This is a genomic window from Mycobacterium sp. NGS40 (assembly GCF_059812735.1).
This window is the reverse complement of the sequence record NZ_JCALDG010000002.1, coordinates 484,598-496,529: the sequence shown is the minus strand read 5'-3', so window position 1 is coordinate 496,529 and position 11,932 is coordinate 484,598. Positions and strand designations below refer to the sequence as shown.

Annotated in this window: 11 protein-coding genes and 1 pseudogene; 2 read left to right on the top strand and 10 right to left on the bottom strand. The window is 65.7% G+C overall.

Annotated elements, in window-relative coordinates; genetic code table 11:
* A pseudogene (locus tag AC5Y5O_RS05675) lies at positions 1–997 on the bottom strand (hypothetical protein); the annotation flags it as partial.
* Positions 998–1,592: 595 nt separating this feature from the next.
* On the bottom strand, positions 1,593–2,132 hold the full coding sequence (locus AC5Y5O_RS05670; RefSeq protein ID WP_500024115.1) for a cysteine hydrolase family protein: 540 nt from the start codon (positions 2,130–2,132) through the stop codon (positions 1,593–1,595).
* Positions 2,133–2,190: 58 nt separating this feature from the next.
* Between AC5Y5O_RS05670 and AC5Y5O_RS05665 the strand changes: the two genes are divergently transcribed.
* Complete coding sequence (locus AC5Y5O_RS05665; protein ID WP_096289295.1) at positions 2,191–4,233, top strand: NAD(+) synthase; 2,043 nt, start codon at positions 2,191–2,193, stop codon at positions 4,231–4,233.
* A gap of 53 nt (positions 4,234–4,286) precedes the next feature.
* On the opposite strand, the gene AC5Y5O_RS05660 is transcribed toward AC5Y5O_RS05665, so the two are convergent.
* The 6 genes from AC5Y5O_RS05660 to AC5Y5O_RS05635 all read right to left on the bottom strand — a co-directional run bounded on the left by AC5Y5O_RS05660 (position 4,287) and on the right by AC5Y5O_RS05635 (position 9,493).
* On the bottom strand, positions 4,287–4,694 hold the full coding sequence (locus AC5Y5O_RS05660) for a hypothetical protein (RefSeq protein WP_096289293.1): 408 nt from the start codon (positions 4,692–4,694) through the stop codon (positions 4,287–4,289).
* Positions 4,695–4,818: 124 nt separating this feature from the next.
* Positions 4,819–5,364 (bottom strand): YbhB/YbcL family Raf kinase inhibitor-like protein, encoded by a 546-nt coding sequence (locus AC5Y5O_RS05655; RefSeq protein ID WP_096289291.1) that lies wholly within the window; start codon positions 5,362–5,364, stop codon positions 4,819–4,821.
* Positions 5,364–5,933: a LeuD/DmdB family oxidoreductase small subunit gene (locus AC5Y5O_RS05650; protein ID WP_096289289.1), complete on the bottom strand. Its 570-nt coding sequence runs from the start codon at positions 5,931–5,933 to the stop codon at positions 5,364–5,366. Before AC5Y5O_RS05650 ends, AC5Y5O_RS05655 begins: the two co-directional genes overlap by 1 nt.
* A complete protein-coding gene (locus AC5Y5O_RS05645; protein ID WP_500024114.1) occupies positions 5,924–7,177 on the bottom strand; it encodes an aconitase/3-isopropylmalate dehydratase large subunit family protein in 1,254 nt (417 codons plus the stop codon). Before AC5Y5O_RS05645 ends, AC5Y5O_RS05650 begins: the two co-directional genes overlap by 10 nt.
* Positions 7,168–8,052, bottom strand: a complete 885-nt coding sequence (locus tag AC5Y5O_RS05640) for an isocitrate lyase/PEP mutase family protein (protein ID WP_096289285.1) — start codon at positions 8,050–8,052, stop codon at positions 7,168–7,170. The genes AC5Y5O_RS05645 and AC5Y5O_RS05640 overlap by 10 nt, the downstream gene beginning before the upstream one ends.
* 10 nt (positions 8,053–8,062) lie before the next feature.
* Entirely contained in the window at positions 8,063–9,493 is a 1,431-nt protein-coding gene (locus tag AC5Y5O_RS05635) for an MmgE/PrpD family protein (RefSeq protein WP_096289283.1), read from the bottom strand.
* Between the two features lie 79 nt (positions 9,494–9,572).
* On the opposite strand from AC5Y5O_RS05635, the gene AC5Y5O_RS05630 reads away from it, so the two are divergent.
* A complete protein-coding gene (locus tag AC5Y5O_RS05630; protein WP_096289282.1) occupies positions 9,573–10,391 on the top strand; it encodes a GntR family transcriptional regulator in 819 nt (272 codons plus the stop codon).
* Here the strand turns inward: AC5Y5O_RS05630 and AC5Y5O_RS05625 are convergent.
* Both AC5Y5O_RS05625 and AC5Y5O_RS05620 read right to left on the bottom strand, forming a co-directional pair.
* Positions 10,388–10,996: a methyltransferase family protein gene (locus AC5Y5O_RS05625; RefSeq protein ID WP_096289280.1), complete on the bottom strand. Its 609-nt coding sequence runs from the start codon at positions 10,994–10,996 to the stop codon at positions 10,388–10,390. The genes AC5Y5O_RS05630 and AC5Y5O_RS05625 overlap by 4 nt on opposite strands.
* Entirely contained in the window at positions 10,996–11,871 is an 876-nt protein-coding gene (locus AC5Y5O_RS05620) for a ribokinase (RefSeq protein WP_096291269.1), read from the bottom strand. Before AC5Y5O_RS05620 ends, AC5Y5O_RS05625 begins: the two co-directional genes overlap by 1 nt.
* Positions 11,872–11,932: the final 61 nt, after the last annotated feature.

Here is an 11,932-nt window from a genome sequence, read left to right as displayed (position 1 = left end):
GTGCCAGGGTGGGGCCAAATGGCGCCCCGGGTCCACCGACGACCGTTGGTCCCTCCTTGACCGACGGTGCCTGTGGCCGGGGCGCAGGCTGCACTTCGACTGGGGAACGCGGTGCGAATGGAGCGGGGGCCGCTGGCGCCGAGCGCGGCGGCTCGACGGGTTTGGGAATAGGGCCATCGGCAAGTTGTCCGGGCGGAATGAACGGCTCGCGGGTAGCAATCTTCCCAGGATTCTTGCCGTCGCCCAACGGATATTGGATCCCTCTGTCTGGCTTGAATACCGTTCCGCAGTCGGCGCCGTTCGGGTCCCGGATGACGACTACATTGTTTTTGGGGTCGTAGAGTACGGGCGCACCATCTGCAGTTCGGCCAACGATGAGCTCCTTCGGATCGCGTGTGAACATGTCGTGTATTACGTCTGCGAGCTGATCCTTCGTCATCCCAGGAAACTGGCCAAGGTGCGCGTTAGGTCCCGTGCCGGCATGTCCATAAGCGATTTTTTGCGCGGCCCGCATCAGCGGGTCTTCGCTCCATCCACCCGGCGGAGGTTCGGGTTCTGGATTCGGAGCATCTTTGAACGTGTGCAAGTCAACTGCTTGGATTTTCGGTTTGTTGTCGCTCGGCCCAATCGGCGGCTCGTTGAAGGCCACCGCGTGAAGGGGTGCGGTGGCGGCAGTTATTTTGGCGGCGACCTCTTGGTCGTGGGCGGCCAATTGGACAGCGCGTTCTTGGATACGGGCGGCGTAGATCTGCGCTTGGGCCCGAGCGGCTGCGCCACCCCGCGTCGGCGTTACCGACAGGTCTTCACCTACCAGATATCCGGCGGCACTGGCGTCTTGAACCGCGTCCAGCGCACTCTGCTTCGCGGAATAGATGGTTTCGGCTCCTCGGCGCGCTATCGCCGCGGATTCGTGCAGGGCATCGGCCAGTCCACGGACTCTTACGAGATCGGCGAAGGCTCTTGCCTGAGCTGCCTCCGCCGCTGCCCCTTCCCACACCGTCCCGCCCGGAGACACGGAAGCCCGATGAATCGAGGTAAACGATGTTTCCCAATGTTGGGCCGTAGCGGTCCAATCCCTGGCTGCGGTCTCTAGGTGCGCAACGTCCCAGGCTCGAATCTCTGACAAGTTGGGCGCCCCCACGCCAACGACACCTGCCACGGGTCATCCCTTGGTAATCGAGGCAACGGTCTGTGCGCCGACACCATCGGTAGCGACAAACTCAGCACCCGCTGCAGCGGCCTTGACTGCGCTGGCCTGGGCTCTCCCAGCCAATGTTGTGATCACCCCGTCGATCGCCGCATATGCGGATCCGACGGCGCCAGAAGTCGCTTGCACTGGTGGCCCCACGCTGGGTAGTGGGGTCGTTGCCACCAAACTCGCCGACACCGTGTCGCAATGTGCTGCCAGTATCTGCAGCCCCACATTGCTGACCCGGAGCATATCCGCCACCTCGTCGAGTCTAGAACCCGCGCGCGAATAATCTAGCCACTTCGGCTGCGGATACCGTGGTGCGCCAAATTCGCGGTGGGGTTTGGCGGCTTACCTTGCCCTCCAACCTATTTGGGTGTCGAAGCCCGGTTCCATTCGACTGTTACCCGAGGCAGTCCGCCGCCGTCGTCAGCTCCGCAGACATATTGCGTTCCATCATCTTGCATGCCGCCGCGCCGAGTTCTTCGTCGATGTGGGCGACGGCATCCGTAGGAATGACGACCTGGAAATGCCGCACATAGGCGTCCAGCGCGCTGTAGAGGATGCACTGCTCGGTGACCTGTCCGGTCAGGACCAGCCGTTCGGTGCCGAGGCGATTGAGTAGATACGCCAGCGACGTCGAATAGAACGCGCTGTGGCGGACCTTGGTCAGCAACCGGCTGCCCTTGGCCGGCACGATCGGCTCCACCAGCTCGGGCCGTGCGCCGTGGCATGCGGATTCGACGAGGTCGGTGAACTCGGCGGTGAAGTCGCCGTAGTTGTCGTTGACGTAAATCAGGTCTACGTCGTCGGATTCGCGTGCGCGGCGCACCACATCGGTCAGCGGGTCGACGATCTTGCCGACATTGGGTATTAGGAGATCAGCGTCGGGATGCTGATAGCTGTTCATCATGTCGACCACCAGGACAGCGGTATCACTCATGTCGAGGTGATACCCGGCGCATGCTTGTTAACACCGATCGGGCGACAATGGGAGGGCGATGGACTTCTACAACAGCTACCGCCAGGGGTTTGTCCGGGTTGCCGCGTGCACGCACCACACCACGATCGGCGATCCGGCAGCCAATGCGGCCTCGGTGTTGCGGTTGGCCGCCCAGTGTCACGACGAGGGTGTCGCGCTGGCCGTCTTCCCGGAGCTGACGCTGTCCGGGTACTCCATCGAGGACATCGTCCTGCAGGACCTGTTGCTCGACGACGTCGAAACCGCGCTGGCCGACATCGTCACCGCATCCAACGACCTGCTGCCGATCTTGGTGGTCGGCGCCCCGCTGCGCTACCGGCAGCGCATCTACAACACTGCCGTCGTCATCCACCGCGGCGTCGTGCTCGGAGTGGCGCCCAAGTCCTACCTGCCCACCTATCGCGAGTTCTACGAGCACCGCCAGATCGCGCCCGGTGACGACGAGCACGGCATCATCCGGATCGGCGAGTTCGAGGCGCCGTTTGGGCCCGATCTGCTATTTGTGGCCTCCGACTATCCCGATTTCATCCTGCACGTCGAGATCTGCGAGGACATGTTCGTGCCGATTCCGCCCAGCGCGCAAGCGGCGCTGGCGGGTGCGACGGTGCTGGCCAACTTGTCCGGCAGCCCGATCACGATCGGGCGTGCCGAGGATCGTCGGCTGCTGGCTCGCTCGGCGTCGTCGCGATGCCTGGCCGCCTACATCTACGCCGCCGCGGGCGAGGGCGAATCGACGACCGACCTGGCCTGGGACGGGCAGACGATGATCTTCGAAAACGGGGTGCTGCTCGCCGAATCCGAGCGCTTCCCCAAGGGAGAGCGACGTTCGGTCGCCGACGTCGACACCGAGTTGCTGCGCTCGGAGCGGCTGCGCATGGGCACTTTTGACGACAACCGGCGACATCACCGGTCCCTGACGGACACGTTTCGGCTCATCGAGTTTCCGCTCGACCCGCCGACCGGCGACGTCGGATTACGCAGAGCGATCGAGCGTTTTCCCTTCGTTCCCGCCGACCCGCAACGGCTGCAACAGGATTGCTACGAGGCCTACAACATCCAGGTCTCCGGGCTCGAACAGCGGCTGCGTGCGCTGAGCTACCCCAAGGTCGTCATCGGGATTTCCGGCGGGCTGGATTCCACCCACGCGCTGATCGTTGCCGCGCGGGCGATGGACCGCGAAAACCGGCCGCGCAGCGACATTCTGGCCTTCACTCTGCCGGGGTTTGCGACGGGTGAGCGCACCAAACGCAACGCGGTCGAGCTGTGCCGCGCGCTCGGCGTGACTTTCGCCGAGATCGACATCCGCGATACGGCGGCGCTGATGCTCAAGGAGATGGATCACCCGTTCTCCCGCGGCGAGAGCGTCTACGACGTGACCTTCGAAAACGTCCAGGCCGGATTGCGCACCGACTACCTGTTCCGGCTGGCCAATCAGCGTGGCGGGATCGTGCTGGGCACCGGCGATCTCTCCGAGCTGGGCCTGGGCTGGTCGACCTACGGCGTCGGCGACCAGATGTCGCACTACAACGTCAACGCCGGTGTGCCGAAAACACTGATACAGCATCTGATTCGCTGGGTCATCTCGTCGGGACAGTTCGAATCCGACGTCGACGCGGTGCTGCAGTCGGTGCTCGACACCGAGATAACTCCCGAACTCGTCCCCACCGGCGAGGAGGAAGAACTGCAGAGCAGCGAGGCCAAGGTCGGACCCTATGCCCTGCAAGACTTTTCGTTGTTTCACGTACTGCGCTATGGGTTCCGGCCGTCGAAGATCGCGTTCCTGGCCTGGCACGCCTGGATGGATCCCGAGCGGGGCAGCTGGCCGCCAGGATTCCCGGCGGACAAGCGACCGTCCTATCAGCTCAAGGAGATCCGGCACTGGCTGCAGATCTTCGTGCAGCGGTTCTACTCATTCAGTCAGTTCAAACGCTCGGCACTGCCCAACGGCCCCAAGGTGTCCCACGGCGGCGCGCTGTCGCCGCGAGGAGACTGGCGCGCCCCGTCGGACATGTCCGCGCGCATCTGGCTCGACGAGATCGACCGTGAGGTTCCCGAGGACTAGCCGGCTCGAAGCCCCCCCGGATATGACCGAGCGGGCCCGAGCTGTGGCGGGGTTTATGCCCGCGCGCGGCGCCAGCCCTGGTATTGCAGCTCGGCGAAGAACAGGGTGTAGATGCCGGATGCCAAGGTGAGAACCACACCCGAGGTGGTCAGCGGGAAGACATCGGCGAGCACGAGAGCGACGGCGGCCACCGTGAAGAGCAGGTTGCCGATCACGACGGCCATGCCGGCGCGGCGCACCGATGGCAGTGAGGCCAGCCAGAGCACCAGCACGCCGTAACTGATCAAGAAGCCGGCCATGCCGTACTCGAACGCCGTGGTGGTGCCCGATGTCGCGGCCAGCCAACCGGCCAGCGGGACGCCGGCCAGGCCGGCCACGCCGCTGATGGCGGCGTCTGCGCGCATCGCGAGGCGAAGAAATCCGTCGCGGGTACCTGTGCGGTCGACAGTGGTGGCGGACATGAGGTTCCTTTCTGGTTGGTTACCGATGGCATCGACGTTGCTCGCAAAGCACTGCCAGATCGACGCCAGGCGCTGCCAGTTACTGCCAACCGCAGCTCAGCCATAGTCCGGCGGCCGCCGCCGGCTAGCGCTCGTAGGTGCCGGTGAGTGTGCCGCGGGCCAGTACATGCCCGGCCATTGCCGCCAATAGAGCCCTTGGGGTACTGACATTTTCCGGAATCGGCGAATCGATCGCGAACAACTGGAAGCGGTAGTGATGCGCTCCGTGGCCGGGAATCGGCCGCGGGCCGGCGTAGCCGCGGTGACCCAGATCCGCGCGGATGAACCGGACCCCCGCCGTTCCCGGCTGCAGCGCGCCCGCCGCGACTCGGTCAAGTGACGGTTCGATCAGCGCGACCGTGTGCAGCAGCGGGCGGTGCAGCGGAACATCGATGTCGTCGATGATGAGGACGGTCTGCCGGGTCTCGGGCGGCAGGCCGTCCCAGTGCAGCGGCGGCGAGGTGTTCCCACCCACGCCCTTTCCCGCACTGGATGACGGCATCGCGGCGCCGTCGGCGAACGCCGCACTGGTGACCGTGATGGATTCGGGCGCTGCAAAGTCAGCACCGCACAACGGGCCTCGCTGTGCACCGGCGCGGACACCCCGCAGCAGCGGGCCAAGTAGCGCCATCAAGCGCCGCTTCCGGCGCCGCGCATGGCGACCGCGCTGGAACGCAGCACGTCGGCGAGTTCGGCGGGCAGATAACCCTGCGCCGCCAGCCGGGGCATGACGCCGCCGCTCTCAATGATCTCGAGAATCAGGGTGGGCAACTTCGGAACCGTTCCCGACGCTCCGGTGCTGTCATTGCGCCAGGTGCCATCGGTCAGGTTGAAGCTGCCGGTATCACCCTCGGTGAACACGGCGGTGGCGCCCGGCACGGTGATCGCAGGCAGTCCGGCATTCACGGCATTGCGGAAGAACAGCGAATTGAATTCCTCGGCGACCAGCCCGGCGACACCGAGTTCGGTGAACAGAGCAGCCACCGGGCGCGACGAGCCGATCCCGAAGTTCTTGCCGGCCAGCACGATATCGCCCGGGGAAACCTGATCGGCCCAACCCGGCCGGACCTCGTAGAAGATGTGCTTGGCCGCTTCGGGAGGATCCATCTTCATCGCGAAGGCCGGGTACATCGCGTCGGTGTTGAGATTGTCGCCGAACACCCATACCTTGCCTTGAAACGTCAGCGAACTCACCGCCATGCCGCCACACTCCTCGGATCGGTGATGTAACCGGTGATCGCCGACGCGGCAACGGTCGCGGTAGAGGCCATGAAGATTTCGGCCTCGGTGCTGCCCATGCGTCCGGTGAAGTTGCGGGTGCTGGACGTGACGCACACTTCGCCGGGGCCGATGACGCCCATGTGGTAGCCGAAACAGGCGCCGCACGTCGAGTTGGTGACGACACCACCCGCGTCGGCGATGTCCTGTAGGTAACCGAGCCGCATGGCATCTCGGTACACGGACTGGGAGGCTGGCGTGACGAGCAGCCGCACCCCTGGGGCAACGGTATTGCCGCGCAACACTTGTGCGGCGATCTCGAGATCCTCGAGTTGACCGTTCGCGCATGACCCGATGAACGCCTGGTTCACTTTCTGCCGGCCCAGCTGTGACACGGGCAAGCCGTTGCGGCTGACTGTGCCAGGCCGCGCCACATAGGGTTCCAGCGCGGACAGGTCGATGTGCCGCACATCGTGATAGGTAGCGTCGGGATCCGGTGCGGCCGAGGTATATCCGGTGACGCCGGTGTCGTCGAGGAATGCGGCCAGCACGTGGTCGGCTTCGAAGGTGCTGAAATCGGCCGACACCTCCGCGCCCTGGGTCGCGATGGTGCGCCGGTCGTGCATCGGAATCCCGCCCAGGCCGGGGCCGCCGAATTCCAGATTGAGGTTGGCGGCGTCGCCGTATTTGTCGGCGATGTATAAGAAGATGTTTTTGCCGCTCAACGTGTTTGGTTTGTTTCCCTCGAGTTCGTAGCGGACGGTCGGCGTGACTTGGAACCACGTGGTGCCGGTGCACATGATCGAGTAGATCTCGGCGGGGCCGAGTCCGCGGGCCGCGGTGTTGTAAGCACCCGCAGCGCAGGTGTGAGAGTCGGTGCAGGCCAAGATTTCTCCGGGTCGGGCCAGGCCATTCTCGGCGATGACCTGATGGCAGATGCCGTGGCGCCCGACATCGTAGAAGCGTTCGATGCCGAAGTCGGCGACGAATTTGCGGGCCTGCGGACCGCCCGCGGCGTCCTTGATGGTCGGTGCGGGCACGGCGTGGTCCATGACGACGGCCAGTTTGTCGGGGTCGTGAATCCTGTTGGGCTGGATCCACATCGTCGCGAATTGCAGATCGATCAGCACGGTCATATCGACGTCCACCACCACGGTATCGCCGGGCGCCACCGAGTCCAGGCCGGCCTTGCGCGCGAAGATCTTCTCGATGACGGTCATGCCCATGAGGCATCCTTAACTGTGTACTTGGCGTCGAGCTCCAGCCACTCTGACATGCCGACCAGGTTGAAGAAGTCGGCGGGGCTGGCGGGCAGATGGGTGACCACGTCGCTGCCGTTGAGTTGGCAAAGGCTTTGCAGCATGCCGAATGTCGCTTGCATCAGCAGGTTGCCCGGGTGGATCGAGATCGCGTAGCCCAACTCCTGCAACCGGGACGCCGATTCCAGCGGGGTCAGCCCGCCGAGCACCAGATTGATCAGCAAGGGCGCATCGACCTCGCGTGCGATGCGCTCGACCTCCTGCTCGTCGCGTGGCGCTTCGACGAAGATGATGTCCGCTCCCGCTTCGGCATAACGATTCGCCCGCTCGATCGCGACGTCCAGCCCCAGCGGGCCGCGGGCGTCGGTGCGGGCCACGACGAGCAGGTTGTCGTCGGACCTGGCGTCCAGCGCGGCAGCCAGCGTCTGTTCGAACACCGCGGCGTCGACGACCCGCTTGTCGGGCAAATGGCCGCAGCGTTTCGGAAATACCTGGTCTTCCAATTGAATTGCGGCTACTCCGGCCGCCTCGTAACAGCGCATCGTGCGTACCACGTTCATCGGTGCCCCGTAGCCGGTGTCGGCGTCGGCGATCAGCGGAATGTCGCCCAGTGCGCCGGCGATCATCCGGACCCGGTCGGCCATCTCGGTCGCGGTGACCAACCCGATGTCGGGCAGGCCGAACCCGGACGCCGCGACACCCGCTCCGGTCATGTACGCAGCTACATGTCCGGTGCGCTTGGTCAACTGTGCCGAGATACCGTCGAAAACCCCTGGTGCGACGATGAGTTCGCGCGTGTCCAACAGGTCTCGCAGCCGTTGGCGGGCCGGTGTGCTGGCCATGGCCGTCCTTTCAGTCCAGGGCGCCCGCGACAGGCGCGGCGAGCAGGTCGTTCAGTTCGTCGATGTCATCCAGGTTTTCCAGACCGACCATCGCCCGCTCGATGGCATCGGCGCGTCGCCGGCTCGTCACCCGATCGGCGAGGCAATGAAACTTCGCGACGAGTTCGTCGTTGGTGACCGGGTCGGTGGGCGCGCCGTGCGGCAGGTCGACGCGGGCCCGGTGCACCGCGCCGTCTCGCGTGGTCACTGTGACATCGGTCCGGAACCGCTCGGTGATCGGCGCGTTGGTCAGCGATTCATCGAGGTGCACCGAGGTATTGGAGATCAGCGACCAGATGTCGTCGGCGTCCAGCCGTGCCGGGGTGAACTGCTCGGTCAGCACGTTGCCGTCCAGCAGTGCTGCGGCGGTGGCGTAGCCGATATTCATCTGCGCGCCGATCGGCGTGAGCGGACGTTCCGGACGCCACCAGCCGTGCTTGTAGACCGTCTCGCCGACGGTGATGTCTACCGTCGAGATATCTTTCGGCGCAATCGAACTCCGCAATCGCCGGGCCGCATCGATCGCCCCGTGCAGACCGCCCATTGCGGCGTAGGACTTGACCATGATGAAGGTGGTCTCCCAGCGCTGGCCGAGCTGACCGGTCAGCACAGCGGCATCGGGATTGTGGCCTTCACCGAAAACACTGAGGAATCCGCCATATTCGCGCTCGAACACCCGCTTGATGCCGGTATAGCCGGCGGCGGCAAGCCCGGCGGCGTAGCAGCCGTTGCGGGCGGCCAAGCCATGGTGCATGCGCTTGCTCATTGCCTCGTACTGCGCGGCCATCAGCCCGGCGGACTGGGTGCCGGCCAGGCCGAGGGCGTCTTCGAGCTGGGCGGGCGGCAGACCGCGCAGCTTGCCCGACGCCATGGCCGCCGAATGGGTGCCAAAGACCGGGCCGGAGTGCCAGCCACGGTCGAGCATCTGAGTTCCGTGCAGTGTGTAGCCCACGCGCGGACCCACTTCGAACCCGGCGATCGCCCCGAGCAGGAACTCGGCACCGGTCGTCGGATGCGGCCGAACCGACGCCGTCGACAGCAATGCCGGAATCAACAGCGAGCAGCTGTGCAAGGGCGCCAGTGGATGGAAGTCGTCAAGCTCGAAGCCCTGGATGAAGGTTCCGTTGAGCACCGCGGCCGCGGGTGCGCCGGTGGTGTGGCCGGTGCCGATCACCACGGTGTCGCCGGCACCCTCCAGCTCCAGCACCGCGCCAGTCGCGATCCGTGACCAGGGCAATTGCGCACCGACCAGTGCGCAGCCCAACCCGTCGAGCAGGAGATATTTCGCCCGTTCAATCACGTCCGCGGGGACGTCGCCGAGCGTGAGGCCCGCGACCCAGGTGGCCAATCGCCCGGTCGGGCCCGCCGGATCGCTGGCGGCGTGCTGCTGAACCGCGGTCATCGAAACTCCTTCACGAACGGTCAGTTGTTATAGCTATATAACAACTGATCCACGGGCGCAAGGAAGGCGGTGTGGGAGCATGGCGAACATGCAGGGGGCCGATGCAGAAAGCAGTGCGGTGTCCGCCGGCGCCGGTGTGCCGCTGCACCGGCAACTGTTTTTGGTGTTGCACGACGAGATCGACCGCGGCGTGCTGGCTCCCGGCGACGCGCTGCCGACCGAGCAGACGCTGTGTGATCAGTTCGGGGTTTCGCGCATCACGGTTCGCCGCGCCCTGGCGGACCTGGCCGACCAGGGATACATCGAGCGCAGGCAGGGCGTCGGCTCGTTCGTGCGGGAGCACGCGCCGGCCGACCTGCCCGCGGCCGGCGGCTCGTACATGGACGGGCTGCGGCAGGCCCAGTTCGAGACCGAGGTCGACGTGCTCGAATACGACTCGCACCGGCGCCCGCCACGTCCCGTCGCCGACGCGCTGGAGACCTCCGGCGAACTGTTGCACATCGTGCGGGTGCGCCGCCAGCGCCGGACCGGTGAGCCGTTGATGGTCACCGAAGCCTGGCTGCCAAACGCGTTGGCGGACAAGCTGCCCGAGTCGGCGATGCGGCGCAAACCGCTCTACGAACTGCTGGCCGATGCCGGTGTCGTGGTGGAGCGGATGCGCCATGAGATCACCGCCGAGATCGCGGGTCCGCGCTTTGCCCGGCTGCTCGACACCGCGATCGGCACCGCGCTGCTACGGGTCAACCGGCTCGCATTCGTGGCAGACCTGCCGCACCATTACCTGTCGATCGTGTTGTCGCCGAGCCGCAGTCGCGTGCTGATGAGTCAGTCAGCCGTCGAGTTGGAAACGGGCGACGGCCTGGCGATCGCCCACGATGTGCGGCGGGACTCGCGCTAACGAATCAGGCCGACCCCCGGGACGAAGCGGCCGACGGTGGCGGCATAGTCCCGATACGCGTCGCCGTGGGTTCGCAACAAGTGCGGCTCCTCGACACGGCGTACCTGTAGCTCGACGGTGGCGACGAGCAGGATAAATCCGGCACAGGCAACGACATTCGGGGTTACCAACGCGATCCCGAAGCCAAAGATGAACATCGCGGTATAGATCGGGTTGCGCACCTGCCCGAATACGCCGGTGTGCACCAGCGTCGTGGTCTCCCGTTCGTCCACCCCGATCCGCCAGGAATCGCCCATCTCGAGTTGCGCGTAGACCGTGGCGGCGATGCCCAGGATCGCGACCACGATCCCGACGTACTGGATCCATCCGGCGGTCAGCGCACGCAACGGCTCAACGACGTTGCAGAGCTGCAGGATTGGAGCGCTCGCCGTCACCGCCAGTGCGACGGCGAAACCGGCGCCCGCGACCCATTCCGTCGACCCGCCGCGGATGCCGCGAAAGCCGGTGGATCCGGTGCGGCGATACTGCAGCCAACTACGCCAACCGAATCCGAGCACCCCGAAAGCGGCAAAGAGCGTCAGGGCGACGACGGCGACGCCGTCCATCACGTGGGCCCGGACAGTGCCGCGGCGATGGCGTCGGCATCCGGCGCGCAGTCACCGGCTCCGGGCACCAGTGTCGACAGCGCGGCCGCGGTGCAAGCCCGTTCCAAGGCCGCCAATCGCTCAGCCCGCGAACCCGGGTCGCGCGGCCAGCTCGCTGCCAGCACTCCGGCAAAGACATCACCGGCACCCGTGGTGTCCACCGCGTGGACTACGGGCGCGGGTACCCACAGCTCATCGTCCCGGCCGACATAGCGAGCGCCGCGGGCACCAAGCGTGGTCACCAAATGATTTGGTCGCCAAGGTAATTCCTCGGTTTCGTTCTCGTTGGCGATCACCACGTCCGCGAGATCCGCCAGTTCGGCGAGCGCGCTTCGCACCTGGTGGCACGGCGAGGCGTTGACGATGACGACCGCACCCGCCGTCTTGGCTTCGCGTGCCGCGGCCACCGCCGTGGCGATCGGAATCTCCAACTGGGTCAACAACACATCGCTGTCGGTGATCACCCGGGTGGCCGCCGTACTCGCGGTGAGCTGTCCGTTGGCCCCCGGCGCCACCACGACGGTGTTCTCGGCGCCGGCGTCCACCACGATGATCGCCGTGCCGCTGGGACCGGGGACGGTCACGGTCGCGTCCAGCCCAACACCGTTGGCCACCAGATGTGCCCACAAGCTCGCAGCCGCGCCGTCGTCGCCGAGCGCCCCGACGAACTGCACGTGCGCCCCCGCGCGTGCAGCGGCCACGGCCTGGTTGCCGCCTTTGCCGCCGGGGGCGTAACTCAATGACGACGCAAGCACCGTCTCACCCGGGCGGGGAAGCGCGGCGACGTCGCAGGTGATGTCCATGTTGACACTGCCGACGACGCAGACCCGAGCCATCTGTTCAACGTTAGTCGCGTGTTGCTTGCCATTCGACGGCAATCGCATGCCGCAAACGACA

Coding starts and splice junctions, on each gene's coding strand:
- AC5Y5O_RS05670 (WP_500024115.1), bottom strand. CDS start 2,132: ATGAGTGATACCGCTGTCCTGGTGGTCGACATGATGAACAGCTATCAG.
- AC5Y5O_RS05665 (WP_096289295.1), top strand. CDS start 2,191: ATGGACTTCTACAACAGCTACCGCCAGGGGTTTGTCCGGGTTGCCGCG.
- AC5Y5O_RS05660 (WP_096289293.1), bottom strand. CDS start 4,694: ATGTCCGCCACCACTGTCGACCGCACAGGTACCCGCGACGGATTTCTT.
- AC5Y5O_RS05655 (WP_096289291.1), bottom strand. CDS start 5,364: ATGGCGCTACTTGGCCCGCTGCTGCGGGGTGTCCGCGCCGGTGCACAG.
- AC5Y5O_RS05650 (WP_096289289.1), bottom strand. CDS start 5,933: ATGGCGGTGAGTTCGCTGACGTTTCAAGGCAAGGTATGGGTGTTCGGC.
- AC5Y5O_RS05645 (WP_500024114.1), bottom strand. CDS start 7,177: ATGGGCATGACCGTCATCGAGAAGATCTTCGCGCGCAAGGCCGGCCTG.
- AC5Y5O_RS05640 (WP_096289285.1), bottom strand. CDS start 8,052: ATGGCCAGCACACCGGCCCGCCAACGGCTGCGAGACCTGTTGGACACG.
- AC5Y5O_RS05635 (WP_096289283.1), bottom strand. CDS start 9,493: ATGACCGCGGTTCAGCAGCACGCCGCCAGCGATCCGGCGGGCCCGACC.
- AC5Y5O_RS05630 (WP_096289282.1), top strand. CDS start 9,573: ATGGCGAACATGCAGGGGGCCGATGCAGAAAGCAGTGCGGTGTCCGCC.
- AC5Y5O_RS05625 (WP_096289280.1), bottom strand. CDS start 10,996: ATGGACGGCGTCGCCGTCGTCGCCCTGACGCTCTTTGCCGCTTTCGGG.
- AC5Y5O_RS05620 (WP_096291269.1), bottom strand. CDS start 11,871: ATGGCTCGGGTCTGCGTCGTCGGCAGTGTCAACATGGACATCACCTGC.